The 23,859-nt window shown below is 63.6% G+C and carries 29 protein-coding genes; 15 read left to right on the forward strand and 14 right to left on the reverse strand.

Annotated features, from left to right (window positions below):
• Positions 1-28 precede the first annotated feature (28 nt).
• Positions 29-349 (reverse strand): hypothetical protein, encoded by a 321-nt coding sequence (locus tag CH281_RS23215; protein WP_094695603.1) that lies wholly within the window; start codon positions 347-349, stop codon positions 29-31.
• A 139-nt stretch (positions 350-488) separates the two neighbouring features.
• On the opposite strand from CH281_RS23215, the gene CH281_RS23220 reads away from it, so the two are divergent.
• A complete protein-coding gene (locus CH281_RS23220; protein ID WP_094695604.1) occupies positions 489-674 on the forward strand; it encodes a hypothetical protein in 186 nt (61 codons plus the stop codon).
• Positions 675-732: 58 nt separating this feature from the next.
• Here the strand turns inward: CH281_RS23220 and CH281_RS23225 are convergent, their stop codons facing one another.
• Positions 733-915, reverse strand: coding sequence for a hypothetical protein (locus CH281_RS23225; RefSeq protein WP_027495532.1), 183 nt, complete (start codon positions 913-915; stop codon positions 733-735).
• Positions 916-992: 77 nt separating this feature from the next.
• Between CH281_RS23225 and CH281_RS23230 the strand changes: the two genes are divergently transcribed.
• The gene (locus CH281_RS23230; RefSeq protein ID WP_094695605.1) at positions 993-1,286 is read left to right on the forward strand and encodes a hypothetical protein; all 294 of its coding nucleotides are present in this window, start codon (positions 993-995) and stop codon (positions 1,284-1,286) included.
• A 337-nt stretch (positions 1,287-1,623) separates the two neighbouring features.
• On the opposite strand, the gene CH281_RS23235 is transcribed toward CH281_RS23230, so the two are convergent.
• On the reverse strand, positions 1,624-2,850 hold the full coding sequence (locus CH281_RS23235; protein ID WP_094695606.1) for a sensor domain-containing protein: 1,227 nt from the start codon (positions 2,848-2,850) through the stop codon (positions 1,624-1,626).
• Positions 2,851-2,985: 135 nt separating this feature from the next.
• On the opposite strand from CH281_RS23235, the gene CH281_RS23240 reads away from it, so the two are divergent.
• The 3 genes from CH281_RS23240 to CH281_RS23250 are packed head-to-tail and all read left to right on the forward strand — an operon-like array spanning position 2,986 to position 5,369.
• On the forward strand, positions 2,986-4,191 hold the full coding sequence (locus CH281_RS23240) for an MFS transporter (RefSeq protein ID WP_094695786.1): 1,206 nt from the start codon (positions 2,986-2,988) through the stop codon (positions 4,189-4,191).
• Positions 4,192-4,221: 30 nt separating this feature from the next.
• Positions 4,222-4,578 (forward strand): ArsR/SmtB family transcription factor, encoded by a 357-nt coding sequence (locus CH281_RS23245; protein ID WP_032366952.1) that lies wholly within the window; start codon positions 4,222-4,224, stop codon positions 4,576-4,578.
• A gap of 53 nt (positions 4,579-4,631) precedes the next feature.
• Positions 4,632-5,369, forward strand: coding sequence for a TetR/AcrR family transcriptional regulator (locus CH281_RS23250; RefSeq protein WP_052057102.1), 738 nt, complete (start codon positions 4,632-4,634; stop codon positions 5,367-5,369).
• On the opposite strand, the gene CH281_RS23255 is transcribed toward CH281_RS23250, so the two are convergent.
• Positions 5,342-6,310 (reverse strand): AurF N-oxygenase family protein, encoded by a 969-nt coding sequence (locus CH281_RS23255; RefSeq protein ID WP_094695607.1) that lies wholly within the window; start codon positions 6,308-6,310, stop codon positions 5,342-5,344. The two genes, CH281_RS23250 and CH281_RS23255, sit on opposite strands and share 28 nt — an antisense overlap.
• Before the next feature lie 163 nt (positions 6,311-6,473).
• Complete coding sequence (locus CH281_RS23260; RefSeq protein WP_139278407.1) at positions 6,474-6,797, reverse strand: hypothetical protein; 324 nt, start codon at positions 6,795-6,797, stop codon at positions 6,474-6,476.
• Positions 6,798-6,952: 155 nt separating this feature from the next.
• Here CH281_RS23260 and CH281_RS23265 point away from each other — a divergent pair, with 155 nt between their 5' ends.
• Positions 6,953-7,747 (forward strand): SDR family NAD(P)-dependent oxidoreductase, encoded by a 795-nt coding sequence (locus tag CH281_RS23265; protein ID WP_094695608.1) that lies wholly within the window; start codon positions 6,953-6,955, stop codon positions 7,745-7,747.
• Positions 7,748-7,757: 10 nt separating this feature from the next.
• Here the strand turns inward: CH281_RS23265 and CH281_RS23270 are convergent, their stop codons facing one another.
• The gene (locus tag CH281_RS23270) at positions 7,758-8,699 is read right to left on the reverse strand and encodes a GGDEF domain-containing protein (RefSeq protein ID WP_094695609.1); all 942 of its coding nucleotides are present in this window, start codon (positions 8,697-8,699) and stop codon (positions 7,758-7,760) included.
• 234 nt (positions 8,700-8,933) lie between these two features.
• On the opposite strand from CH281_RS23270, the gene CH281_RS23275 reads away from it, so the two are divergent.
• Positions 8,934-9,908, forward strand: coding sequence for a GGDEF domain-containing protein (locus CH281_RS23275; protein ID WP_179274269.1), 975 nt, complete (start codon positions 8,934-8,936; stop codon positions 9,906-9,908).
• A gap of 65 nt (positions 9,909-9,973) precedes the next feature.
• Here the strand turns inward: CH281_RS23275 and CH281_RS23280 are convergent, their stop codons facing one another.
• Positions 9,974-10,996 (reverse strand): ABC transporter substrate-binding protein, encoded by a 1,023-nt coding sequence (locus CH281_RS23280; protein ID WP_094695610.1) that lies wholly within the window; start codon positions 10,994-10,996, stop codon positions 9,974-9,976.
• Positions 10,997-11,165: 169 nt separating this feature from the next.
• Between CH281_RS23280 and CH281_RS23285 the strand changes: the two genes are divergently transcribed.
• The 5 genes from CH281_RS23285 to CH281_RS23305 are packed head-to-tail and all read left to right on the forward strand — an operon-like array spanning position 11,166 to position 14,738.
• The gene (locus tag CH281_RS23285; RefSeq protein ID WP_094695611.1) at positions 11,166-12,170 is read left to right on the forward strand and encodes a dioxygenase family protein; all 1,005 of its coding nucleotides are present in this window, start codon (positions 11,166-11,168) and stop codon (positions 12,168-12,170) included.
• 33 nt (positions 12,171-12,203) lie between these two features.
• Positions 12,204-12,410 carry a twin-arginine translocase TatA/TatE family subunit gene (tatA, locus tag CH281_RS23290; protein ID WP_032366957.1) on the forward strand — a complete coding sequence of 69 codons (207 nt, stop codon included), beginning with the start codon at positions 12,204-12,206 and terminating at the stop codon, positions 12,408-12,410.
• Entirely contained in the window at positions 12,407-13,186 is a 780-nt protein-coding gene (tatC, locus tag CH281_RS23295) for a twin-arginine translocase subunit TatC (RefSeq protein WP_094695612.1), read from the forward strand. Before tatA ends, tatC begins: the two co-directional genes overlap by 4 nt.
• Complete coding sequence (locus CH281_RS23300) at positions 13,174-13,623, forward strand: Sec-independent protein translocase subunit TatA/TatB (protein WP_094695613.1); 450 nt, start codon at positions 13,174-13,176, stop codon at positions 13,621-13,623. Before tatC ends, CH281_RS23300 begins: the two co-directional genes overlap by 13 nt.
• 50 nt (positions 13,624-13,673) lie before the next feature.
• On the forward strand, positions 13,674-14,738 hold the full coding sequence (locus CH281_RS23305) for an isopenicillin N synthase family dioxygenase (protein WP_094695614.1): 1,065 nt from the start codon (positions 13,674-13,676) through the stop codon (positions 14,736-14,738).
• A 16-nt stretch (positions 14,739-14,754) separates the two neighbouring features.
• Here the strand turns inward: CH281_RS23305 and CH281_RS23310 are convergent, their stop codons facing one another.
• The 6 genes from CH281_RS23310 to CH281_RS23330 all read right to left on the reverse strand — a co-directional run bounded on the left by CH281_RS23310 (position 14,755) and on the right by CH281_RS23330 (position 19,624).
• Positions 14,755-16,197, reverse strand: coding sequence for a sugar transferase (locus tag CH281_RS23310; protein WP_094621682.1), 1,443 nt, complete (start codon positions 16,195-16,197; stop codon positions 14,755-14,757).
• A 166-nt stretch (positions 16,198-16,363) separates the two neighbouring features.
• Positions 16,364-17,071 carry a GAF domain-containing protein gene (locus CH281_RS23315; protein WP_094695615.1) on the reverse strand — a complete coding sequence of 236 codons (708 nt, stop codon included), beginning with the start codon at positions 17,069-17,071 and terminating at the stop codon, positions 16,364-16,366.
• Between the two features lie 59 nt (positions 17,072-17,130).
• On the reverse strand, positions 17,131-17,799 hold the full coding sequence (locus CH281_RS23320; RefSeq protein ID WP_094695616.1) for a hypothetical protein: 669 nt from the start codon (positions 17,797-17,799) through the stop codon (positions 17,131-17,133).
• Positions 17,800-17,897: 98 nt separating this feature from the next.
• On the reverse strand, positions 17,898-18,788 hold the full coding sequence (locus CH281_RS23325) for a trypsin-like serine peptidase (protein ID WP_218829792.1): 891 nt from the start codon (positions 18,786-18,788) through the stop codon (positions 17,898-17,900).
• A gap of 89 nt (positions 18,789-18,877) precedes the next feature.
• Positions 18,878-19,054: a hypothetical protein gene (locus CH281_RS27020; RefSeq protein ID WP_179274270.1), complete on the reverse strand. Its 177-nt coding sequence runs from the start codon at positions 19,052-19,054 to the stop codon at positions 18,878-18,880.
• 15 nt (positions 19,055-19,069) lie between these two features.
• Positions 19,070-19,624, reverse strand: coding sequence for a hypothetical protein (locus CH281_RS23330; RefSeq protein WP_094695618.1), 555 nt, complete (start codon positions 19,622-19,624; stop codon positions 19,070-19,072).
• A 288-nt stretch (positions 19,625-19,912) separates the two neighbouring features.
• Here CH281_RS23330 and CH281_RS23335 point away from each other — a divergent pair, with 288 nt between their 5' ends.
• The 3 genes from CH281_RS23335 to CH281_RS27025 all read left to right on the forward strand — a co-directional run bounded on the left by CH281_RS23335 (position 19,913) and on the right by CH281_RS27025 (position 21,921).
• Complete coding sequence (locus tag CH281_RS23335) at positions 19,913-20,896, forward strand: hypothetical protein (RefSeq protein WP_094695619.1); 984 nt, start codon at positions 19,913-19,915, stop codon at positions 20,894-20,896.
• A 4-nt stretch (positions 20,897-20,900) separates the two neighbouring features.
• A complete protein-coding gene (locus CH281_RS23340) occupies positions 20,901-21,683 on the forward strand; it encodes a class I SAM-dependent methyltransferase (protein ID WP_094695620.1) in 783 nt (260 codons plus the stop codon).
• 76 nt (positions 21,684-21,759) lie between these two features.
• The gene (locus tag CH281_RS27025; protein WP_179274271.1) at positions 21,760-21,921 is read left to right on the forward strand and encodes a hypothetical protein; all 162 of its coding nucleotides are present in this window, start codon (positions 21,760-21,762) and stop codon (positions 21,919-21,921) included.
• Between the two features lie 150 nt (positions 21,922-22,071).
• Here CH281_RS27025 and CH281_RS23345 read toward each other — a convergent pair whose 3' ends face one another.
• Positions 22,072-23,859, reverse strand: a complete 1,788-nt coding sequence (locus CH281_RS23345) for a cutinase family protein (protein ID WP_094695621.1) — start codon at positions 23,857-23,859, stop codon at positions 22,072-22,074.

The raw sequence follows: 23,859 nt of genomic DNA on the forward strand, positions 1-23,859 counted from the left end.
GGTTCGGACTGAACCGCTCCAGCCGGAGTCAGTTGACCTCGGGCGCAAGGAAGTACGCGAACACGTAACTGATTGCAGTCAACGCAATTGTCACCATCAGCTGTATCGGCGGCTCCGCGCTGTCCGAAGCGACCATCCCCGAGGCAGCGCTGGCCCATGCCGTGAGCCCGGCAACGAACAGTGTCACCACTGCCGCAGTGCACAGGGCAAATCTGTGTCGCCATTGTGTGCGACCGCTCGGTGGCCACGGCACTGCAGTCTTCAGTGCGTACTTGCCGCCGACCACCGCCGCGAATCCCACCAGCAGTCCAACGATTGCGCCGAGTACGGCAGGGAGAGTCAGATCCAACCACTTGCCATCGATGACCGGTGCGATGAGTGGAGTGCCGCAGACGTGACTGCCCCACTACCCGCAGCCACGCACAGCTCTCTGCCGACCCAGTCCATGGGACTCACCCAAACACATGGCCTCACCACCCTCGAATCGGGTGCAGCTGACCGCTGAGCGCGGCTATCTGCACCCGATTCAGGTGGATTGGGAGGCAACGGGTGCCCACGCCGAACTGCTCCGGCCGAGTCACGAAACGGGACTGAACCCCGCCGCAAACGCGCGCGCTTTTGTCGAATGGCCCTCTCTGGCGGTCGAAATTGGCGACGAATCCGCGCGCACCTGACGAATGCGCTCGCGTTTGCGCCGCCACGCCGACCCGACGCCGACCCCCGAGCATCGATCTAAGACCGCATCCGTCCGTCTATGCGGCGGATAGCCTTCCATCCCGCAGGAGTAGCGACGGTGCAGATGATCGCGCCGAACATGATTCCCTGACTCAGGGCCGACCAGTGGCCGGGGCTGTCTCCGAACACCGGCCACTTGTAGATGATCGCGAGTACAGCGAGGAAGACAACAGCGCGCATAACTCGAACCCTACCTAAACCAACTCTCCGGTATCCTGGCTGAACGGGACAAATCAGACCCATACGAGGAGCCTGAGATGCAGAAGCCATTTCGCGAGTGGGTCATGACCGGCGCGTTGAGCAAGAAGTGCGGCGCAACTCGCGCCGACTACATCAACGCCCTGGCTCTCGTCCCGGCCGTAGCAATCGGATTCTTGCTGCTCCACTTGTCAGTCAACTCAGGATCCACCGCCCTCGATATTGCAGCAGGATGTCTCGGCGGCACCGTTACCGGCTTTCTGTATCTCTATCTCGCGTATCGGGTCGATTCACGCAAGAAGCAAGACCCTGCTCCCACACCGATACTGGGGGCACGTCCGACACGGCTGTGAGGCACCACCCTCGTAGCCGACTCCCACGCCGACCGGAGTACCTCGAGGCCTCCCGCAAGAGTGGCGTCTACATCGTTCTGGCGGAGGTCCATGTTCTTGCGTACCTTCGCAAACGCGCGCGCGTTTGCCGAACGCTCGCATAATTGCCACACCGTTCCGGGCATTTCTGACAAGTGCGCGCGCGTTTGCGAACTATCCGGACCCGCACCTCGCCGCTCACCCCCCTACCGGCGGATCAATGCGACTTTGTTGCACTCCAAGCGACTGCAAGCCACATTGATCCGCAATGGGGAACCGCACGAGGGGTCAGCCGAACGTCGGGGAGCCGCGCGAGGGGTCAGCGTCGTTTCGACGAGTACATGCGTTCGTCCGCGATGTGCAGTAACTTCTCCGGGCTGACGGGCTTGTCCCAGCTCCATCCGACGCTGACCGATGCGGGTACCGGAACACCGTCGATGAGGTACGGGCCGGCCAGTAGCAACCGCACTCGTGCGGCGAGGCGTTCGACTCCGTCGGCCGATCGGGAGCTACGCAGCAGGGCCACGAATTCGTCGCCTCCGGTGCGGCAGGCGATGTCTCCGGCGCGGAGGTCGGCGCGGATGCGGGCTCCGATGGCGGCGAGCAGTCGGTCGCCTACTGCGTGGCCGTATCGATCGTTGACGGATTTGAAGGAGTCGACGTCGACGAACAGGATTCCGACCGGGGTTTCGTCGGCGGCTTCCTTGAGGGCCTGAAGTTCTGCCATCAACCGTCGGCGATTGGCCAGGCCGGTCAGGTCGTCGATCAACAGTTGGCGCTCGAGTGCCGCCTCGGCTTCCTTCCGAGCGGTGATGTCCTGGATCTGAGCGATGATGATGTCGTCCCCGTCGTTGTCTCGTACCACGGTGGCGTTCCGCTGGACCCAGATCGTGGCTCCGTCCTTGCGGATGTACCGCTTTTCCGATGCCACGCTGGCGAGGGTCCCGTCGGCTAATCCGGCGAGGTGTTCGTCTGCCATCGCGATGTCGTCGGGATGTGTCAGGTCTCGAAAGGTCTTCTGCAGCAGTTCTTCCGAGGTGTACCCGAGGAGATCGCACAGTGCTTTGTTCACTTGCAGCCAGCGGCCGTCGATCGTCAGTAGCGCTTTACCGATGGGCGCGTACTCCATGGCGATCTGGAAGAGGCGGACGGCGCGGTCGCGTTCGCGTTCTGCCTCGGCACGGGCGCTGACGTCGACGACCATTGCCGTGAATCCGACGACGCCGCCGTCGACGATATCGGGGACGTAGGTGGCCTGGGTGACGCGTACGACACCGTTGACGTCGATGAGTGTGCGGTCGAACTGTTGCTGCTCGCCGGCGAGCGCTCCCGAGATGTAGGGCTTGTTCAGTTCGTACAGTCCCTCACCGAGGAGCTCGCTGATGTGCATACCGACCAGGCGCGCCGGCTCGATGCCGAAGTAGTCGGCATAGACCTTGTTGGCGAAGACGTTGCGCTCCGAGCTGTCCCAGTAGCCGATCATCGACGGCAGCTGGTCGATGGCGCGTGCCAGTTGCCCCACTGGATACGTGCGCTGATCGGCCATTGACCACCCCTGGATATTCGTTGAGCCGACAACCGACAACGCTACAGAAAATAGCCCCTTCGTGGGGCGTTCGTCGGTGCATCTTCAATAAAACATATGAGTGCGCAAGTGCGCACGCATATGTACAGTGAACGCATGCTTCGGCACAATCACACTTTCCGACGCCTGTTCACCGCACAGGTGGTCGCACTCGTGGGCACCGGGTTGTTGACGGTGGCGCTCGGGCTCCTGGCCTACGACATCGCCGGCAGCGCCGCCGGAGCCGTCCTCGGCACCGCATTGGCGATCAAGATGATCTCGTATGTGGTTGTTGCGCCGGCTGTTTCGTCACTGACCGACACAGTGCCGCGCAAGCTCGTCCTCGTCGCCGCGGACCTCGTCCGAGCGCTCACCGCGCTGGCGCTCCCCTTCGTCGATCAGGTGTGGCAGGTCTACGTCCTGATATTCGTGCTGCAGGCGGCGTCGGCCACCTTCACACCCACCTTTCAGGCCGTGATCCCGTCCGTCGTGCCGGACGCACAGCAGTACACCCGCGCGCTCACGCTCTCCCGCCTGGCCTACGACCTCGAGTCCCTGGTGAGCCCGCTGATCGCCGCCGCACTGCTGACGGTCGTCACCTTCCACACCCTGTTCGTCGGGACGGCGGTGGGGTTCGTCGCCTCCGCAGCGATGGTGGTCGGCACAGCCCTTCCGAGATACGTTGCACCACAACACAAGAAACCACTCGACGGCATAGCGACGTTCGTCCGGCAGCGGGAACTCCAGGGTCTGCTGGCACTGAACATCGTGGTCGCCGCAGCCACGGCACTCGTACTCGTCAATACCGTTGTCTACGTTCGTGATCTGTTCGGCGGTTCGAGCACCCAATTGGCCGTCGCCCTCGGCTGTTTCGGTGCGGGGTCGATGGCGGCGGCGCTGCTCGTTCCGAGAGCCCTCGAGCGGATCTCCGACCATCGCCTCATGCTCGCCGGTGCCGCCGTCGCTGTCGTCGGCACCGCAGCCGCAGCACTCGTCGCCACCCTCGGCCGCGGGCCGACCGCGTGGACCGCTCTCGCGATCACGTGGTCGATCCTGGGTATCGGCACCTCGCTGATCAACACGCCGTCGGCGAGGATCTTGCGCCGCGAGTCGGACGAACACAGCCGAACCTCCATCTTCGCCGCTCAGTTCTCCCTGTCCCATGCGGCGTTTCTGCTCACGTATCCGTTGGCCGGTTGGGTCGGGGCGCAATTAGGACTGCTCGCCGCGGCGACGGTGCTCACGGCCTTGGCTACACTTGCGGCACTGTCCGCAGCACGCCTGTGGAGTCGCTCCCGAATCCCGGTCGCCGCCTCCGCATGAGGAGACGCCGTCCACAAAGGAGACACCTCGATGCCACCGAAGAAGGAACAGCGCATCAGTCTCCATCACGAGGCACAACCCGACTCCGCGCGACTGGCGACGGCAACCGACACGTTCCGGATGCTGTCCGATCCCACTCGGCTGCACATACTCTGGCTACTCGATCGCGGCCCCGCCGACGTCAGCGAGCTCACCGCGGCCACCGGCACATCCCGCACTGCCGTCAGCCAACATCTGGCCAAGCTCCGGTTCACCGGTCTGGTCGAGACACGCCGCGACGGGCGCAACGTCATCTACAACCTCGCCGACGGGCACCTCGCACGACTCGTGCGTGAGGGCCTCAATTTTGCCGACCACAAGGTCACCGGTGAACCCCCGCACGAGTGACCTCCGAACCCCAACGCGCCCACAGGCGCCCGTCGAACATGAGACCATGCAGCATGAGTGACGGTGGCGCACGACCGAAGGCCGATGGCCGCAAGCGGCGGTGGGAACAGCACAACACCGATCGTCGACGCCACATCATCGAGGCCGCGATGACGGTACTGGCCCGTGACATCGCTCCCGGGGAGCGGCTGACCACTGCACAGATCTCGGCCGAGGCGGGCGTTCATCGCACCGGCCTCTACCGCTATTTCAACGATCGCACCGATCTCGACACCGCGATTCAGCGTGCCATCTGCAAGCAGTTGAGCGCTGCGCTGGTCGCCTCGTTCGCGTTGACCGGCACTCCACGCGATGTGGTGCATCGGGTGGTGAGTACGTACGTCCGCTGGGTCGCCGAGCATCCCGCGTGGACGCGGTTCGTGGAGCAGGACGTCAGTGCCGAGTCGCCCAGTCCGCTCGAGGAGACCAATGCCCTGCTCGCCGAGCAGCTGGAGGTCAGCGTCGCGGCGTTCCTCGCGTTGGTGAATGCGGATCTGTCACCGGAGGATTGGTCGCTGGTGCGGCCGTGGGTCGCGGGCCTGGTCTCCGGATGCATGGGCGCGGTGCGCAGCTGGAGCGCGCAAACCGAATCACGCACCGGCCTGGATCATTTCGCGACGTTCCTGGCCGACACCATCTGGCTGCAGGTCAAAGGACTTGGGGCATCCCGCGGAATCGCGATACCCCAAGTCCCTCTCGAATCTGTCACCGGCCCCCAGACAGCTCAGCCGAACGAGGGCTCACTGCGGTAGCGCGACGGTCGTCCGTCGATACCGAGGGCGCGCCACACGCGCTTCGAGACGCGGTTCATCAGTCCCAGTTCACCGGCGAGCATGCGGACGTCACCGAAGGTGTCGCGCAATGCCTTTCGTGACGATTCGCTGTTCCACCACACGGCATCCACTACCTCGTCGGGGATGTCGAGTTCGCGTCGCATCTGCTTGCTCGGCTTCATGATGACGTCGCACAGCAGCCGCATGATGACGGGCGTCAGGATCGAGATCGACGCCTTCTCGAAGGGACCGAGACGAGGTGCCTTGTAACGCAGGTACTGATGCGCGAAGCCGATGTGGCGCGCTTCCTCGGCGATGTGGATCTGCATGACGCGCTGGACCAACGGGTGGCCGACAGCGCCTCCACGCAGAACGCCCTTCTGCATGTGGTCGATCGGCTCTTCGCCCGCGAGGACGCCGACGAAGAATCCGAACGGTGCCGAGCGGCTGGCGAACACCGTGAGCATCGGCACGATCTTGCGGAACCATCCGGGCCCACCCGGCACGTCGATGCCGATGCGATTCACCAGCTCCTGGAACATCTGGGTGTGGTGGCACTCTTCGGTGGCCTCGTGCGTCGAGTACCGGAATTCCGGCGAGTCGTTGGGTAGCGTCAGGGCGTACTGCATGAGGCCGCTGATGAGGATCTGCTCGAACTGCAGGCCCACCTTGACCATGCTGGCCTGGCGATACATGCCGATGTGGATCTGCCGATCCAGGGGAAGCGACTTGTACCAATCGGTGTGACCGAGAGGATCTTCGTCCGGGAGTACCCACCGGGGATCGTTGGGAACGATCGCGTATTCGGGCTCGTCCCAGGGAATGTCGAGGAAAGCGTCGAAGTGCTGATGCACCGATGCCGTCGACAAGGAGTGCAAGGTGTCTCGGTAGTGCGTTCGTGCGTCGTCGACTGCAGTCATGGTGGTCCTTCCGCCTGCGTCCCGAACAATCTTTACGCTACAGAGCGTCACATATAAATCCCGTTAGTGCAACGGACCGTCGCAGATACTTACCGAAATGTTGCCGAAGACGACGAGAGCCGGCCGACGTGTCGTCGACCGGCTCTCGCCACGAACCCTTACCTCACCAGTGCGGCAGCACCATCAACAGGAAGCCGAGACCGATGAGAACGCCGACCGCTCCGGTGCCGATGGCGAGCGCGGTATCGCTGCGTTCGGCGCGCGGCCCGGAGAGATCCGGGCTTCGATCCGCCCACAGCGCGGACACGATGGCGATCAGGCCGGCTGCGATGCCGAGGCCGGCGGCCCAGAACGACACGATCGACAGAGCGCCGAACATCACGGCAATCTCGGTCACCTGCGTTCGAGTCCGAATATGTCGATTCCACCACCGTGGCGGCACGTCATCCATGTCGTGAGCGTCGAAATCGGGGGATGTCACTGTCACTGTTCTCTCCTTCCTCAGGCTCGCTGAGCTGGGGTTTGGTGCACGAAAGCATGCCTCTCCATTTTGGCACCCGACGCCCTAGAGTGCTAATCCCAAATTAGTTGCATACGCGCTATAACGGCGTAGGCTCACAACGAACACTACGAGGAGGATCCATGCACATCGATCTCGACGGACGTACCGCCCTGGTGTCCGGCTCCACGCAGGGAATCGGGCTGGCGATCGCTACGTCGCTTGCACAGTCGGGTGCCCGCGTGGTGATCAACGGGCGCTCGCAGGCCACCGTGGACAAAGCCGAGCAGCAGATACTCGACACCGTTCCGGGCGCGCGCGTCATCGGCGTCGCCGCCGACCTCGCCACCGTCGAGGGCGTCGAGCAACTCACCGCGCGCGTCCCCGCGGTCGACATCCTCGTCAACAACCTCGGCATCTTCGGATCCAAGCCCGCCCTCGAGATCGACGACGACGAATGGCGTCGCTATTTCGAGGTCAACGTGCTCTCGGCCGTCCGCCTGATCCGCACCTACCTGCCCGGGATGATGGAATTCGGATGGGGCCGAGTGCAGAACATCTGCAGCGACTCCGCCGTGGTCATTCCCGAGGAGATGATCCACTACGGCATGACCAAGACCGCGTTGCTGGCCGTGAGTCGCGGATTCGCCAAAGCTGCCGCCGGGACCGGAGTTACGGTCAATTCCGTCATCGTCGGCCCCACCCATACCGGCGGGGTGGAGGATTTCGTGGCCGAGCTCGTCGGCGACGACCTCCCGTGGGACGAGGCTCAGGCGACCTTCATGAAGAACCATCGCCCGAACTCGTTGATAGGCAGACTGATCGAGCCCGAGGAAGTCGGCAACATGATCGTCTACTTGAGCTCGGATCAGGCGTCGGCCACCACCGGTGGCGCTCTGCGGGTCGACGGCGGTTACGTCGATTCCATCCTGCCCTGATCGAGCACTGTCAGCGGCTGCGGCGCAGCATCTTTCGGCGGTACATGTCGGCGTCGGCAACCTGGGTCAGCGCCTCGAGTACGTCGGGTCCGGGGGAACCGATGGCGATGCCGTACGTGACCGAGACGACATGCCCGTCGACGAGTTCCTGCGCGAGAGTGTCGATCTGCGCCGTGTCGAGTCCGGCGACGAGGACGATGAACTCGTCGCCGCCGAGCCGGGCGATCACACTTCCGGCCGGTACTTTCTCGGTCAGTGTGTCGGCGAGTCCGATGAGAATGCGGTCGCCCGCAGCGTGGCCATCCCTGTCGTTGACCGCTTTGAAGTGGTCGACATCGAACACGATCGCGGCGATGTTCTCCGATCGACGAGCCGCTCGGGCAGCAAGATTCGTCGCCGCGTCGACGGCACCGGCGCGGTTGAACACCCCGGTGAGCGGGTCACGGAGCGCGCCGGCGATCAGGGCGGCGCCGAGAGCGCCGAACACCTCGGCGGCAGCGAGAATGCACACGACGTAGAGAGCGCCCCACAGCATCGGTGCCGGTGCGGGCGCGAGCAGCAGCGCCGTGGCCGACAGCAGAGCCAGCGCCACGCACAGGACCCGTGCCACGACGACGGGATACGTCGCGCGCAGGTAGAGCGCCAGAAACATAGCGGGAATCAACGCCCACACCTGGGCAGCGAGATTCTCATGGGTCAGCATCGTCAGCGCTGGAGCCAATGCCGCACAGGCAATGGCGATCCCCTGCCGCACCGGGCCGGGTCGACGAGACAGGATCGAAACGGATCCCACCGCAGCGACCACTGCGGCCCACATCTCACCCACAGCCCCGGCACCGTTCGTGTCGGCCCAGGACGCGATGAACGCGGCCGAATAGAGCACCAGCTGTACAGCGAGAAGGGACGACAGAACGCGGCGACGCGAGTCGATCACCACCGACCCCGCGTTCACCGACTGCCTGTTTCGACCCGGGGACACAGCTCATCATCGCCGCCTACCCGCTGGCGTTACCGGACTGCCCCGTACTTTTCCTGCACCAGCAACACGATCAGCCGAAAAAGCGGGCACGCTGTGGCGGCATTCACCGCCGCCGATGAGCTCGTCCGTTGCGAAAATCATCGCAGGCAACGGAACGGCGGGGTCGTGGTCGAGACAGGTGCCGTGCGCCCTGGCAGGGTATTGGCCATGCCCTCGTTCCCGCACGTTCCGCATCCGAGTTCGGTGCACGGTACGGCGGGTCTACGGACGCGGCTGTTGATGTACTTTCTGCTGGCCACAACCGGTCTCTATGCAGTTGGGGTGATCTTGACGTTGCTGCCTCACGGCGACCGGGTGACGTCCGATGTCACCGGTGGTGTCGTGGCTGTCGGTCTGGGAGCGGCCGGCGTGGTGATGCTGTGGGTTCGACCCGGTACCGCGGTGGCGCTTCGGCTTGCCCTGGCCGCGGCGATGGTGGCGACACCCGCGGTGATGGCGTTCCATCGGCTCGCGGCGGCGCAGAGCCAGTGTCTGATCGCGGCGATGTTTCTGGCGATGTACATCCGTGCGTTCCATCGGGACGGACCCGGCAGAGTGCTGGTCGGCGTGCTCGTGGTGAGTGTGCTGTCTGCGGTGTGGGTTTCTCCTGCTCCGATGTATCCGATTTCGTACCTGATCTTCGGCGTCGCGGTGATTGCCGCAGGCGAGGCGTTCGGTGTGGTGACCAAGGCTCTCATCGTGGCGTCGTGCACCGATCCTCTGACCGGAGTGTTCAACCGGGCGGGATGGGAGATGGCCGCGGCGGAGGTGGCAGGCAACAGGACTGCGGAGCTCCCGGTCGCGGTGGTGATCGTCGACGTGGACAATTTCAAGGCCGTCAACGATTCGGGCGGACATCGTGCGGGTGACGAACTGCTGATCGATCTGGCGCAGTCCTGGACCCGCGCAGCTCCCTCCGACGCCGTCATCGCACGTCTGGGCGGTGACGAGTTCGCGGCGCTCCTGACAGGGCACAGCCGTGACGTGGTCGACGAGTTCGCCCGGATCACCGCCGAGTCGTTGCCCTACGCCAGCGTCGGAACAGCTCAGTCCACGGATCCGCAGGAGTCTGTCTCGGACATCCTCGCCCGCGCCGACGAAGATCTGTACGGCGTCAAACATGTTCGCCGAGAACGCCCTTGAGGAGTCGGTGTCATGGGGGAATCCCCACGCCGCCACACCAAATCCCTACCCGCATCGCTGCCGCGTCAGTTCCCGGCTACCTCGGTAGCCCGAGCCAGTCCGTCGACGAGGGTCGGCAGGAAGTACGGAATCGACAGTGCCGTCGGGCCTACTGCGGCCCCGGCTTCCTGGCCCACGAATCCTGCCACTGCTCCCCCGGCGACGGCCGGGATCTGCCGCGTCACCGGTGAACCCGTGAATTCGGCCAGTGCAGCGTCGGTGTCGACCTGAGTGAACACCACGTCGGCGTCGATTTTCGAGATGTTCTCCGCTGAGACGGTGGTCGAGAACGTCGAGTCGCCGCTCGCCAGGGCCGTCACCGACGGGTCCGAGGTGAAGCCCAGATTCTCGAGCAGCTCCACTCGCGGGTCGGACGGCAGCAGCAGGTAGTAGACATCTGCAGCCTCGGACACGTAAGCGATTGTGCGACCCTCGAACTCGGGGTGTTCCGAACCTGCGTCGGTGACCTGCTTGTCCAGATCGGCCACCAGGTCACGAGCCCGATCCGGCACGCCCAGCACGTCGCCCGTGGTGGTGATGACGTCGCGCCACGGCGTCGACCACAGCTCTTCCGGCGGTGCGATGACGGGAATTCCGGCATCGGTCACCGCGTCGTACTCGGCCTGGGTCAGACCCGAATGCGGGGCGAGCAGAACGTCGGGGTCGGCGGCGAGCACCTTCTCGACCGTCAATGCGTTGGTCACGTTGTCCAGCAACGTCGGAGCGGGGCCACCGCTGGCGTCGATGGCGTCGGAGATCCACGGATAGATCAGGTCGTCGCCGCCGCCGTATTCGGCCGACGGCATGGCCACCGGCACCACACCCAGTGCGAGCACGGCGTCGGTGGTGCCGAAGCCCCACGTGGCAATCCGCTCGGGCACGGCGTCGAGTGTGGTCTCGCCGTACATGTGCTGCACGGTCAACGGAAACGAGTCGGTGGACGACGCGGCGGGGGCGGAAGCGTCGTCGGCATCGGACGAGCTGCAGCTCACCAAAGCGAGCGAGGTGAGCACCGCGGCAGCGATGCTGGTCAGTACACGATGAGTCATGAAAAGTCCTGTATGTCGGGGTAGTGACTAGAGGTTAGCCTTAGCTTGCTTTAACCGCGAATCGGGCTCCCAGGAACCTCCCAGCCGGAGCCCAGGGTTCTCCCCGGATCTCCGCAGAGTATTGGCACTACCGAAACATCCAGTGCCACATCGAAGGAGACACAACGCGATGCCTCGCATTCCCGAACCCACGAACACCCCCGACGGACCCGCGTACGAAGGTCGACTGCTCGACCGTCCCGACGAGGAGGTGGTCGATCAGGGTGCCGCGTTCGACATCACCACCCTGTTGACCCGTCGCCGCGTTCTGAGCATCGTCGGAGCCGGTGCCGGAGCACTCGCCCTCGCGGCGTGCTCGAGCACGTCGAACGCCGGAAGTACCACCACCACAGCTGCATCGACGACGGCGACCACCGCCTCGGCCGCGAGCGAGATTCCACAGGAGACCAACGGCCCGTATCCCGCCGACGGCACCAACGGCGTCAACGTTCTCGAAGAATCGGGAATCGTTCGCCGCGACGTGACGTCGAGCCTCGACGGCGGCACCACGGTCAGCGGCGTGCCACTGTCGTTCACGTTCACCCTCACCGACATGGCGAACGACAACCGCCCCTTCGAGGGGGCAGCGGTGTACCTGTGGCAGTGCGACGCGAACGGCAAGTACTCGATGTACTCCGAGGGTGCCGAGGACGAGACGTACCTGCGCGGTGTGCAGACGGCCGATGCGAGCGGGAGTGCCACCTTCGACACCATCGTGCCCGGCTGCTACTCCGGCCGCTGGACGCACATGCACTTCGAGGTCTACCCCGACGCAGCGTCGGCAACCAACGCCGAGAACGCAATTGCCACCTCGCAGGTCGCCTTTCCACAGGAGATCCTGAACGACATCTACCAGCTCGACACCTATCCGGGCTCCTCGACCAACCTGGCCCAGCTCGGCAGTCTCGACAACGACAACGTATTCGGTGACGGCTACGACCTGGAGATGGGCACCTTCACCGGCGACCCCACGAGCGGTTACGTCGGCTCGCTGGCAGTCGCGATCGACACCACCACCGAACCCACCATGAGCGCAGCGCCTTCCGGCGGCGGCGCGGGCGGCGGGGGCGGACAACCGCCGATGGGCGGCACACCCCCGGCCGGCGGACCTGCCGGAACCGCTCCCACCAACTGACCCTCCCCGACACTACCCACCGAAGGAAACATCATGTTGCACAACCTCACTGGATGGCACGCCCTCGTCGTTCTCGCCATCGTTCTGCTCGTGTTCGGTTCGACCAAACTCCCCTCGCTCGCCAAGGGTGTCGGTCAGTCGATGCGCATCCTCAAAGACGAAGTGCGTGAGGACAAAGCGAAGACATCGGCGACGCCCGACGACGTCTCGGTCCCGGTTCCGTACCGACACGCCTCATGACCGCAGCCACCGCCGTGCGGGGTGCGATGCCCCTCGCCGGGCACATGCGCGAGGCACGTCGCCGTGCGATCCGTGCGGCGGTGTCGCTGCTCGTCGGCGTCGTGATCGGCTTCGCGACCTCCGATCGGATTCTCGATGTCCTCCGCGGCCCCGTCGAGGAACTGGCGCTGTCCCGCCAGGCCAGCCTCAACTTCGAGACCGTCACGGGCGCTTTCGACCTCCAGCTGCGGATCGCACTGTTCACCGGCGTCATCGTGTCGAGTCCGGTGTGGTTGCGGGAGATCTTCGCGTATCTCACTCCAGGATTGACCCGTCGCGAGAAGAAGTACGTTCTCGGCTTCTCTGCGGCCGCCACCCCACTGTTCGTCGCCGGCTGCGCGTTCGGGTTCACCATCTTCCCTCGTATGGTGAGCGTGCTCGCGGGCTTCTCCTCCGACGAGGACAGCACCATCCTCAACGCGTCGTACTACGTGGATTTCGTCATGAAGATCGTGCTGGCAACCGGTATCGCCTTCGTCCTGCCGGCAGTGTTGGTGATGCTGAACTGCCTCGGCATCGTCTCCGCGCACAGGCTGCGCCGCAGTTGGCGTGTCAGCGTGGTGGCGATCGCTCTGTTCAGCGCGCTGGTCACCCCCGCGGCGGACGTGCTGTCCATGTTCCTCGTCGCGCTGCCGATGGTCACTCTGTTCGGCGCGGCTCTCGCGATCACCGAGATACACGACAGACGATTGTCCAGACGAGCTACTGCACAGGAGAATTCATCATGTTCGGCCTGACATTCGAGAAGTTGTTCCTCGTCGCGATCATTGCGGGGTTCGTCCTCGGCCCGCAACGACTGCCCGGCTATGCCCACCGACTCGGACGGGCGGTGCGCACGCTGCGCCACTTCGTCGACAGCACCCGCAGCACAGCGGAGGCCGAGATGGGCGTTCCGCTGCGCCGCAGCGAGTGGGAGTCGTTGGACCTCAGGCAGTACGACCCACGCCGCATCGTCGCCGACGCACTGCGAGAGAACGTCGCTCTGCGAGAGAACGATACGGGGACACCGGCCGATCCAGATCTGGTCGCAGAGGCCGCCCGAGTGCGGCCCGGTCAGAAGTATCTGATCACCGGACCGTCCTCGCATCCGCGTCGCGTGCTCATCGAGTCACTGCCCGAGAACGATCCACGCCGGCTCGCTGCCGAGGCATCGACGCGCGAAAGTGCGGGCTGAGGCGGTAAATTGTCGGCTCAGCAGCTAGGACTCCAGGAGAGTGAACGCCGATGTCCGATCACCGTGCACACGAGTTCGAGATCCCCACGATCGACATCGGCCCCTTCGCCTCGGGCAGTACGGCCGATGCGGTAGCCCGAGGTCGTGTGGTGGCCGAGATCGACGATGCCTGCACCCGTTCCGGTTTCATGCAGATCATCGGGCACGGCATCGGAGACGATGTACTCGACGGTCTGGCGCGGTCCATCGACTCGTTCTTCGCTTTGCCGCTTGCGACCAAGAACGAGTACCGGATACCCGACGCGAATCGTGGATACAGCCCGCCCAAGAGCGAATCATTGAGCCTCAGTGTGGGAGTCGAGTCGGCGTCGCGGATGAACGACTTCTTCGAGGCGTTCAACGTCGGGGTCGAAGCGCGATCCTTCGACTCCCTCGATCTGGACGAGTCGGATTACGGGGTCAACGTGTGGCCCGACGAGCTGCCGGGTTTCCGCCGCGACGTCGACACGTATTTCGCCGAGGCGTCTCGGGTCGCCCGCACTCTCACCGGAATTTTCGCTGCGGCACTCGAACTCCCGGCCGACTTCTTCGACAACCTCACCGACCACTCGATCGACGTGCTGCGGATGAACAACTACGCCCTGCCCGAGGGCATGGTCACCCTCGACGGTGACCTCACCGGGATGGGCGAGCATACCGATTTCGGGATCGTGACGGTGTTGTGGGCCGACCAGGTGGCCGGTCTTCAGGTGCTGGGTACAGACCGCGTGTGGCACGACGTCGCTCCTCGCGACGGCGCTCTGTTGGTGAACCTGGGAGATCTCACTGCGCGATTGACCAACGACCGGTGGCTGTCCACTCTGCATCGCGTCAAGCCACCCGTCGTCGACGGCACCATCGTGCGTCGGCGGTCGGCAGCGTTCTTCCACGACGGCAATGTCGACGCGGTGATCTCCACCTTGCCGTCGCACCTGGACGCGGATTCCGGCCTGGCCTACGAGCCGGTGTCGGTACGCGATCACATCGCCGCCAAGCTCGCCGGATCGCGGCAGGGCAAGGCGAATGTCGGCGCGGTCCGCGAGGCTGCACGCGTACGCGCGGCGGAAGGCCGATGACAGACGGACGCGTCGGTCAGTCTTCCGACCTTTTGAGCACGGCGATGCACGTCAGAAAGACGATCTTGATATCGAGCCGGAGGGACCAGTTCTCGATGTAGTAGTTGTCCCATTCCGCACGATCCGCGATGGGAGTCTGACCGCGTAATCCGTTCACCTGAGCCCATCCGGTGAGTCCTGCTTTGACGCGATGCCGCTCGCCGTAGCGTCTGATCTGCGCTGCAAACAGATCGACGTACTCCGGCCGCTCGGGACGGGGGCCGACCAGGCTCATGTCGCCGCGCAGCACGTTGATGAGCTGCGGCAGCTCGTCGAGCGAGGTCTGCCGCATGATCTTGCCGATCCGGGTGCGTCGATCCACGCCTTCCACACCGCCGGGTGCCGCTCCCTCGGTCCGGACGAAGTCTGCATCGGAGTCACGTGGTGGCCGCATGGATCGGAACTTCAAGCAGTCGAACGGAACTCCGTCTCGGCCGATTCGTTCTTGCGCGAAAAAGATGGGCCCGGGGGAACTCGCCCGTACCAGCACGGTGAGCACGAGGAACACCGGCGACAGCAGCAGCAGAGCCAGTCCCGCAGTGACGCGGTCCAGCGCGCCCTTGAGGACGAACTGCCACCCCCTCGGGTCGACGTGCCGCAACACCATCAGGGGCAGCCCGCCCAGATGCTCTATGCGCGCGTGCATTCCGACGGTGTCGAACATGCGGGGTACGAGCCAGACGCGGGCACCGGCATGCTGTGCCGCACGGATCGCGTCGACTATTTGTTCGTGCGGAGCCGACGCGAACGCGATCACCACCTCTTCCACCCGATGCGCTCGGAGTATTCGAGTCAGGTCGGTGAGCGGTCCCAGATACGAAAGCCCCTGTTGCACAGAGGGGTCGACGTCGGGCGAGGAGTCGACTGTCCCGACGAGATCCATCCCATATTCGGAGGACTGCTTCATTCTGCGCGCCAGTTGCTCTGTGACGGGACCACTACCGACGATGACAGTCGGTGCACTCGCATGGTGCTTCGCGCGAAGCCAGCGCTGCCCCCACGCCCGTGCCAGGCACGCGATCGCGAGCGCAACAGCTGCGCACAGCCACACACGGACCATGACCGCACCTGGGCGATAGGGAGTCTCGATGGCCAGAATCAGGGCGAGCGTGATCAGGGTCGCGAAAGCGACGGCGGATTGCACCGGGCCGATTTCATCGATGAAGTTTCGTCGAAGCCCACGTCGGTAGAGCTTTCTCGACGCGAGCAGCACCAAGACCGTGGGCACGAACAACCATGGGTACCACCCCAATGCAGAGACGCTACCGGAGCGCCACTGGACGCCTTCGGCTACGCCGATGGCGGCGGCGAGCGCGTCGAAAAGAACGGTGAGGATCGTACGAACAGAGTTGCTCCGTATTCGATCCGATACGTTCCTCCCGAAGCGGGCTTTCACTGACTGCGGTGTCGATATCGTCATCGTCGATCCGCGCGAGTTCGACTCGATATCCGGTCCTTCCACGTTTCATGTCCTCAGAGCGGTGACGCCGTTCGGCAGTTGACATTTCGTACAGCGAAGACATATCACCCTTCACCTTCATCCGGCGTGCAACGCAAGCATTGTCACTGTCGAAACAGGGCTGCTGTCAACGAATTCGCTGTTGAATGAGCCAGGCGATGTCTTCGAGGGTTTTGACATGGCCCGACGTCCATTTACGTGGGCGGTAGTCCCACACATCCAGCATTCCGACGGTGAAACCCGCGTCGGACTTGATCGGCGCTGCCATATAGGCGATCAGATCCGCAGTTGCGTGATCCCTCAAAATCGCGTGCTCTCGAATGTCCTGTGCCACCAGCGTTTCGCCGGTTTCCACCACGACACGGCACGCCGACCGTTCCACCGCTACGGTCTGTGGCTGCGCTGCCGTTCCCGATGTTCCGACGCTGGCTTTGATGAATTGCGTGTGATCGTCGACGAACGAGATCGAAGCACCCTGTGCTCCCATGGCTCGCAATGTCATCCGGGCCAGTTTGTCGAACTGCTCGTCACGAGAACTGCCGATCATGCCGGTAGCTCGTACGGCGGCGAGACGGTCGACGTCGCCGATCTGCAGGTACGTCTGCGGAAGCGACGTCGAATCAGGGTCGGACAACTCGATGTTCTCGTACTCGAAGCTGCGGGCGTCCGCGAGCACGGCGGCCACTTCCGGTGAGGACTCTCGTTCGAGTTCGGTGACGAGGCGAGTGATGATTGCCCGACGTGCGTAGGTGTTGAGGGACTCGCCGGCCTTGTCGGCATGGTGCGTCAACAGCCTGTTGATTCGATCTCCGAATCCGGTTTTTCCCAAGTCCACCTATCGGACGGTAGTTCACTACGCGCTGTTGCGCGCAGCGATCGGCCGGCCACCCCGGCTCACACTGGACGGAAGCCGGCTCCCGGCTCTCCCGATTGATTCAGCAGCCGAACGGATTCCGCTGCCGACGCGTAAGCGGTGGGACTGAGCAGCGGCACCCCGGAGGCGTGGCTCGTGATGCCGACGAGGGTGGTGCCGACGACCAGAGGTCCACCGGAGTCGGACCAGACAGTGAGCGCGTCGGACATCAGGTCGCTGCCGCACGCGTCGACGATGCTTCCGCAGGTCACTCCGCTGCCGAGCCCGGTCTTGCAGACGGGCTGCCCCACCGATGCGGTACCGATGTCGGTGACGGTGATTCCGCCGAGGCTGTTGACGGGTGCGACTCTGGTGGAGTCGAGAACGATGACGCCGTAATCCGGCCCCCAATGTCCGACGGCGGTAGTGCCGACCGGGGCTGCGGGCGATCCGACGAGCGTGACGGGTAGGCCCGGGCGAAGGATGCAGTGGCCTGCGGTGAGTGCGACGAGCCGGCCCGTGCCGTCGTAGCCGACGGCGGCGATGGAACAGACGGTCAGGTCGTCGAGGCCACCGGTGGTGACGAAACCACTGCCGGGTCCGACAACCGGAAGAGGCGCTGCAGCTGCGGCTCCGGGGGCCATCGCGCTGATCGCCAGCACCGCGGCAGCGAACAGTGCACTGACACAACCGAGTCGAGCCTTCTTCATGTGGGACATCCTTGTCGACGAACGTTCATGCGGGGCCTACATGCGCGAATCGATTCTGGCACAGCCACGTCGTTGTCGTTCGGCGTGAACTGGCTGCCCTAGCGCAACCGAGCGAGAGTGTTGAACAATTCAGCGGTGAGGACGGTGCCGCTGTTGGTGCTCCCGCCGTCGGTGTGGATTGCGACCGCAGTGTCGTCGCCATCGGTGGTCACGGCTGCTCCACTCTGCCCACCGAACGTATCGGTCGCGTAGGACAGCGTGCGGTCGGTTTCAGCGCTGATGGTGTCGACGGCCTGCCACAGCGTTCCTGCTGCTTTGTCGCCGGGATATCCGATGACTCGTGCCTGGTGCCCAACCAGGTCGAGGTTGTCGACCGATTCGATTCCGTACCAACCGACATCGTCGCCGACGGGAGCATCGAGTTGGATCAGGCCCCAGTCCCGTCCCGGCGAACCGTACTGAGCGTCGAACCACACCGCCGTCGCCCGGAATGTGCCGTAGGGGTCGTTGCCGACGCCGTTGCGCGCCGGCGCGAATTCGAGGTCGACCGTTGGTGCCGTGCCGTCGGTAAGGCAGTGCCCTGCGGTCACCACAGCAGTCGGCGAGATCAACCAGCCAGTGCAGGTAGCGGTCCTCGTTCGGGAACTGTCGAACACCGTGATCTGACCGGAGCGGCGGTAGGGGTTCGATTGCGTGTTGTAGACCTGAGTCCGATCGTCCGATCCGATGACCGAACGCGGACTCAGCAGAACCGACCCGTTCGACGACGCGGTAGCCGAGTAACCGACGTCCTCGGTCAGACCGACACTCGGCAGCGGGTTGTTCACGTCCGGCTTTCCATCGACGACGCGATAACCGACCGGATCTATCGACAAACCGGTGGTGGGCGCGGCAGAGGCCGATCCGCCGAGGCCGGCCAGCGCCGGGATCGACAGTGCCAGCGTTGCGGTAGCCATCACCAAGTATGGCAGTCGAATGGGGTGCATCATGTCTCCTCGTACAGGAACGGGAAAGCCCTTCGGCACCGTGCTGCACCGAAGGGCTTTCCGGAGTTCGATCGAGTCACCTCAGCGCGACATCACTGGCGAACCGTTCGACTCTTAACCAGCACCGCAACTCCCAATCCGACGAGAATCAGAACGATCGGTGCAGCTATCGCCAAGTTGGAATCGAGGGCGATGAACAGTAGAAGTAGCGCCAGCGCCGCGAGAAAGTACACAGCGGCGAAACGTGGGGCCCACAGAACGGTACGCACGATATTCCTCCTACGTCAGAAGCACGAAGCGGCGGCACCGGTGGCCGCGCCGGAGAGGCCACCGATGATGCCACCGGCAGCAGTACCCAGTCCAGGCAAAGCGGAGCCGACTCCCGCTCCCGCGAGTCCACCACCGCCGGCGCCACCTGCGGTGCCCAGCGCGCACTGCCAGAAGCCTTCTTGGGTCTCGGTCCCGGGAGCCGGTTCGGAAGACGACTTTGCGGGGTCGACCACCTGGATGTGCAACCCGTCCGCACCCTGCACGTACCGAAGTTCGACGGGTGCACCGGTCTTGTCGCTTGCCGACGTCGGCAGGGCCTCGGACGTGTTGCCGTCGGTGAGGGATGCCCCCGTAGCGGTTACCGCGACGGATACTCCTTCGCTGGGACGGAGCACGAACTCTGCCTCCGAAACCTGGGTCAACGTTCCGGCGCTCTGGTCGGCCGGAGCGGTGATCGTCGGGGTTGCGTTGGAGATTTCCTGGGCCTGCGCAATTCCGGAAGACAGCGCGAGGGCCACGAATCCCGTTGCAGCAATGGCAGTCGAGCGGCGAATGATCGTGCGAGACATCGTTGTGCCTTTCTACGAAGTACGTACAGGTCGGTAGTGCAGCGGTCCCGGCGATTTCTTGTCGATCGGGTGCACCCTTGAATCATGAGGCAAAGTAACGACTGTCCGCTACAGTTGTCACGTAGACGGGACCACCATTGACAGGGGGTGAGGAATTTGGTAGCCGAACTGCCGCCCGCAGGGGACAGGCGGGGCAAGTCGACCCGCCCTTCACCGGCATGGCCGCACAACGCTGTACTCCAGCGTCCTCGGTCCTTGGAATCGATCTCCGGCCGGACGTCTCTGACGATGGCCGATGTCGTCCTCTTGTCCGGCATTTCGACGAGCACCGTCTCACGGTTGTGGTCCGATCACTTTTGGCTCGACAAGATCGGCGGCTCGACACTGCAGAGCTTGGTCGCGGTCATTCCCGACCTCGCCGGATATGTCGCACGGCGCAGTCGCACGCGCGTACTCGAAGGGGCACTGCGACAGTGCAGCGAAGCAGGCTTGGAAATATCGAAACCTGCGCTCGGCTGTATTGTGCGACAACCGAACTCAGGCATCCACCTCGCCACGGTGCTGAACGCGGCGGCCGGCGTGATGCGTCAGGACCAGCGATCCGCGCACGCGTGGCTGACGCGCTCGTGGGGAGCCGCTCCCGACCTCGCACTCGATGCACTGTTCACTGTCGGACCGGACGGCCTGCTGATCAACCAAGACCAGTTCCTTTCTCAGGCAACGCGGATGGTGGAGACCACAACCAGCACTTCCGACAGTTCCCTCTACAGCACAGTCGGTTCAGGGATGTTGGTGCACAAACTCACGAAGATCGATCGGACCTCGATGGTCACGCCCGTCGACGCGCCACAGCGACGGTCTGCCTTCCTGTACCGAAGCTCAGTCATCGGTGCCATTTTCGCCAGTGGCGATGTAGACGTCTCCAGACGTTACGCGGCTCGCGTAAAGGGAAGCCCCTTGTTGCAGCGCAACGAATTATGGTCCATCGCCTCGTACAGTTCGGACCTCGCCCAGTCGGCGGACTTCTCGATTCCGTCGACGACAACGCTCAGCGACACCGTGTCGATCATCCTGCACGACCTCGAGAACATGAACGAGGCATACGTGCATTACCTGGTGACGTCAGCAATCCCAGCGGTCCTGGCTCACGGCAATGGATTCGGGGCCGCGAAGCCGCGGTTGACCCAGACGTTGAAGCGACGATTGGACGACGGTATCGAAGATCGTGGGGTTCGGGCCGCGTGCGTGGCACTGATCGCCGCGATGTCGTGAACACATGACACAGGGAGACGAGATGCTGGGTGACTTGGAAGTATCGCGCGGGTACCAGCAGAATGCGGAGTACTGGGAGCGCATCGTTCGGCAGCGACTCGACAAATTTCAGACAGAGGTCACCGACGTCGCCCTGTTGAATCTGATCGGTGACTGCAGTGGCGCGAATGTGCTCGATGCAGGCTGTGGCGAAGGTTATTTCACTCGTGAAATGATCGCACGCGGTGCGGCGCACGTTCACGGAGTGGATACCTGCGCAGAGTTGATCACCGCGGCCCGCGAGCACCCCGACGGTGGAAGCCCCCGCTCCGAATATCATCACGCCGATGTGGCCGACCTACCTCTGAATGACGCGAGTGTCGATGTCGTAGTGGCGAATCGTCTCCCCCACGGCATAGCCGACCCGGCACAACGATTCGATGAATTCCGCCGGGTGCTCCGGCCCTCCGGGCGGTTGTTGGTGCTGTCCATGCATCCCTGCTTCTACGCCGCCCGCGGCGAACGGGACGGGGTCGGCTTTGGGTCCACGATCGATGACTACTTCGGCGTCAGAACAGTCCAACAGCGATTCGACGTCGCGGGTCTGACTTCACCCGTCGAGTCGTTTCAGCAGTTCTATTCGTTGGAGCAGCACATCGGCATGATCACGGCCGCAGGGTTCGCGATCACGGCTCTGCTGGAGCCTCGACCGTCCGCCGAACAGAGACGGTCCGACGAATTCTGGGAGAAAAATTTCACCCGCCCGCTGTTCATGTTGCTCGAATGCACCCTAGTGACAGCCAACTAGCTCGCTCGCCCCCGAGGCATGTTTCCTGGGCAGATCTCACACCCATCCAGCCGACGCCCCGCTACGAATGTCGGCCATGTGGTGGGTACTCGGCATCGTCGCCGTGTGGCTGGTGATCGGTGCTGTTGTCGCCGTGTGGCTCGGCCGTGGCATTCGCCGAGCCGACATCGAGGAGTCCGCAACGGAGTCTCCGCGCAGAACCATCGACGAACCACCACCGGAGAAGGACGCCGCGTAATCGAGCGGTGTCACGGTGCGGGTGCGTCTACGGCCTCGAGCGTGAACTGCACAGTAATCCATTGCGCGCCGCAATCGAAGGGCCGGCACTTCAGTACCGGCCCTTCGACGCTCGCCTACCGTCTAGATGGAAGCTGACGCCACAGGCACGTCAGTTCCCACTACTACCCGTGCCGAACGGCAGAAGACTCCCGAAGCCGCCGGATGGACCCGCACTGCTGCCTGTTCCACCTGAACCCGTAGTCGGTGCAGTTCCGTCCTCCGGCCCGAATGAGTACACGGGCGAGTTAGTCGTATCCGTCGAATCGACGACCGTGACCGGTACCTCGACCGAACGCCCGCCCGGCTGCCTGACGATCAGGTGATGATCACCATTCGGAGCGTCCATTGGGACATTCACGGAAACCACGGCATTTCCGTTGTCGTCTGTGGTGAAGTTGCCGATCACCGTCGGCTCCGACGCGAAGAGCGCAAGGCTAGGTTGCTTTGCCAACCAACCACCGATCGAGAACAGAATTTGCTGTCCCCGTTGCACCAGCGTGGGCTCACGCACGACCGCAGGCAACGCATACCCTGTGTCCTTCATGACTCGGAACGCAGCACACTGGAACACAACGACGTCTTTTTCGCCATTCACCGGGCAAGATGCTTTTGTAGTAGGCAACCCGTATGAACCGTGGATCTGCTTGCCGAACACCACGTCTACAGGTGGATTGCAGACTATGTCGCCGGTTAGACAGAAAGAGCTGACCACATTCGGATGCGTCGACAGATACGCGGTGATATCGGCGTCACCATTGGTCACCCCACCTGCTACCACGCCCAGGTAATTAAAGGCCGTGCCTTCGTGCCGCTCACCCCCGCGTTTCGGTTGCGCATTCGGGTCACCTAGATAGAGTACGGATTTGACCGACTTTGCGTCTTCGGAAGTGCCGTTGTCCACCAAGTATCGGTTGATGACGTTCGCACCCTGTGAGTACCCCGCCAGCACAACTCGCGTCTCACCTTTGCACTTGGCGGAAAGCGCCTTCATGATTCTGGTCAGGTTGTCCGCACCGATTTGCACCGAATCGCGGTAATCCCCAAAAATGTAGTCGGCACTCGCGGTGACCTCGATGGCCGGATAAGCCACCGACATGACGTTGAAGTCATAGTCGACCGACGGCTGCCGCTGCAGGAAGTTGAAGACCTCGCGCAGGGGCCCGCCCATCCCCAGATTTACGGTCCCCTCTTTGTTGAACGGCTTGTTCGCGGCCGCAGAAGCCTTGTAGTAAGCGAGGTCGGGGGATTGGGGTTGCTCACTCGAACCTCTGACCCCGATGAAAGTAGGTGCCGTGCAGACAATATCGGGCCGAATATCTCCCCCTCCACTGGTGATGGCAGTAGAGATTGCCGAACTCAGCTCGGTCGTGTTGGTGGCGGTGAAGTACTGGCCGCCAGTCGCAGCCGCGATGCAGCTGAGTTCGCTCTCGGCCGCGTCCGGTGCATTGAAGCCGACAGCGTGCACGCGGAAGTCGATACCGTACTGGGTTTTTAGTTGCGCAGCAACGACGCATGGGTCGCCACAGGAACTCTGACCGTCGCTGATCAGGATGATGGTTCGGTCACCAATCGCAGGGAGATCACCGGCCGCGGCCCGCAACGCATCCGGAGTGGGTGTACCGCCGTTCGCGCTCAACTGATCAGCAGCCGAATCGAGTTCGTCTTTGTTATCTGTACCTATCGGAACTAGCAGACTGCCACCTTCTCCACATCCTCCTGCGAAGGACCGAAGACCTGCAGCTTGCCCCGGGGCCAGGGCATCGATTCCTGCATGAAGCGCTTCCTTGGCTTGAGCGAGTGGGGTTCCGCTCATCGAACCCGAGGTGTCGACGACGAACAGCACGGTCGATTTCGTATCGTCGGCGTGAGCAACCGGGACGGACAATCCGATCACCAT

The organism is Rhodococcus sp. 06-221-2, from assembly GCF_002258365.1.
In the GTDB taxonomy this organism is placed as follows: Bacteria; Actinomycetota; Actinomycetes; order Mycobacteriales; family Mycobacteriaceae; genus Rhodococcoides; species Rhodococcoides fascians.

What these genes read in the sequence shown, in the direction of transcription:
- CH281_RS23285 (WP_094695611.1), top strand. Translation starts at nt 11,166, where the DNA reads ATGCCTCGCATTCCCGAACCCACGAACACCCCCGACGGACCCGCGTAC.
- CH281_RS23280 (WP_094695610.1), bottom strand. Translation starts at nt 10,996, where the DNA reads ATGACTCATCGTGTACTGACCAGCATCGCTGCCGCGGTGCTCACCTCG.
- CH281_RS23240 (WP_094695786.1), top strand. Translation starts at nt 2,986, where the DNA reads ATGCTTCGGCACAATCACACTTTCCGACGCCTGTTCACCGCACAGGTG.
- CH281_RS23265 (WP_094695608.1), top strand. Translation starts at nt 6,953, where the DNA reads ATGCACATCGATCTCGACGGACGTACCGCCCTGGTGTCCGGCTCCACG.
- CH281_RS23345 (WP_094695621.1), bottom strand. Translation starts at nt 23,859, where the DNA reads ATGGTGATCGGATTGTCCGTCCCGGTTGCTCACGCCGACGATACGAAA.
- CH281_RS27025 (WP_179274271.1), top strand. Translation starts at nt 21,760, where the DNA reads ATGTGGTGGGTACTCGGCATCGTCGCCGTGTGGCTGGTGATCGGTGCT.
- CH281_RS23275 (WP_179274269.1), top strand. Translation starts at nt 8,934, where the DNA reads ATGCCCTCGTTCCCGCACGTTCCGCATCCGAGTTCGGTGCACGGTACG.
- CH281_RS23325 (WP_218829792.1), bottom strand. Translation starts at nt 18,788, where the DNA reads ATGATGCACCCCATTCGACTGCCATACTTGGTGATGGCTACCGCAACG.
- CH281_RS23230 (WP_094695605.1), top strand. Translation starts at nt 993, where the DNA reads ATGCAGAAGCCATTTCGCGAGTGGGTCATGACCGGCGCGTTGAGCAAG.
- CH281_RS23330 (WP_094695618.1), bottom strand. Translation starts at nt 19,624, where the DNA reads ATGTCTCGCACGATCATTCGCCGCTCGACTGCCATTGCTGCAACGGGA.
- CH281_RS23335 (WP_094695619.1), top strand. Translation starts at nt 19,913, where the DNA reads ATGGCCGATGTCGTCCTCTTGTCCGGCATTTCGACGAGCACCGTCTCA.
- CH281_RS23340 (WP_094695620.1), top strand. Translation starts at nt 20,901, where the DNA reads ATGACACAGGGAGACGAGATGCTGGGTGACTTGGAAGTATCGCGCGGG.
- CH281_RS23300 (WP_094695613.1), top strand. Translation starts at nt 13,174, where the DNA reads ATGTTCGGCCTGACATTCGAGAAGTTGTTCCTCGTCGCGATCATTGCG.
- tatA (WP_032366957.1), top strand. Translation starts at nt 12,204, where the DNA reads ATGTTGCACAACCTCACTGGATGGCACGCCCTCGTCGTTCTCGCCATC.
- tatC (WP_094695612.1), top strand. Translation starts at nt 12,407, where the DNA reads ATGACCGCAGCCACCGCCGTGCGGGGTGCGATGCCCCTCGCCGGGCAC.
- CH281_RS23245 (WP_032366952.1), top strand. Translation starts at nt 4,222, where the DNA reads ATGCCACCGAAGAAGGAACAGCGCATCAGTCTCCATCACGAGGCACAA.
- CH281_RS23255 (WP_094695607.1), bottom strand. Translation starts at nt 6,310, where the DNA reads ATGACTGCAGTCGACGACGCACGAACGCACTACCGAGACACCTTGCAC.
- CH281_RS23250 (WP_052057102.1), top strand. Translation starts at nt 4,632, where the DNA reads ATGAGTGACGGTGGCGCACGACCGAAGGCCGATGGCCGCAAGCGGCGG.
- CH281_RS23310 (WP_094621682.1), bottom strand. Translation starts at nt 16,197, where the DNA reads ATGACGATATCGACACCGCAGTCAGTGAAAGCCCGCTTCGGGAGGAAC.
- CH281_RS23225 (WP_027495532.1), bottom strand. Translation starts at nt 915, where the DNA reads ATGCGCGCTGTTGTCTTCCTCGCTGTACTCGCGATCATCTACAAGTGG.
- CH281_RS23305 (WP_094695614.1), top strand. Translation starts at nt 13,674, where the DNA reads ATGTCCGATCACCGTGCACACGAGTTCGAGATCCCCACGATCGACATC.
- CH281_RS23320 (WP_094695616.1), bottom strand. Translation starts at nt 17,799, where the DNA reads ATGAAGAAGGCTCGACTCGGTTGTGTCAGTGCACTGTTCGCTGCCGCG.
- CH281_RS23235 (WP_094695606.1), bottom strand. Translation starts at nt 2,850, where the DNA reads ATGGCCGATCAGCGCACGTATCCAGTGGGGCAACTGGCACGCGCCATC.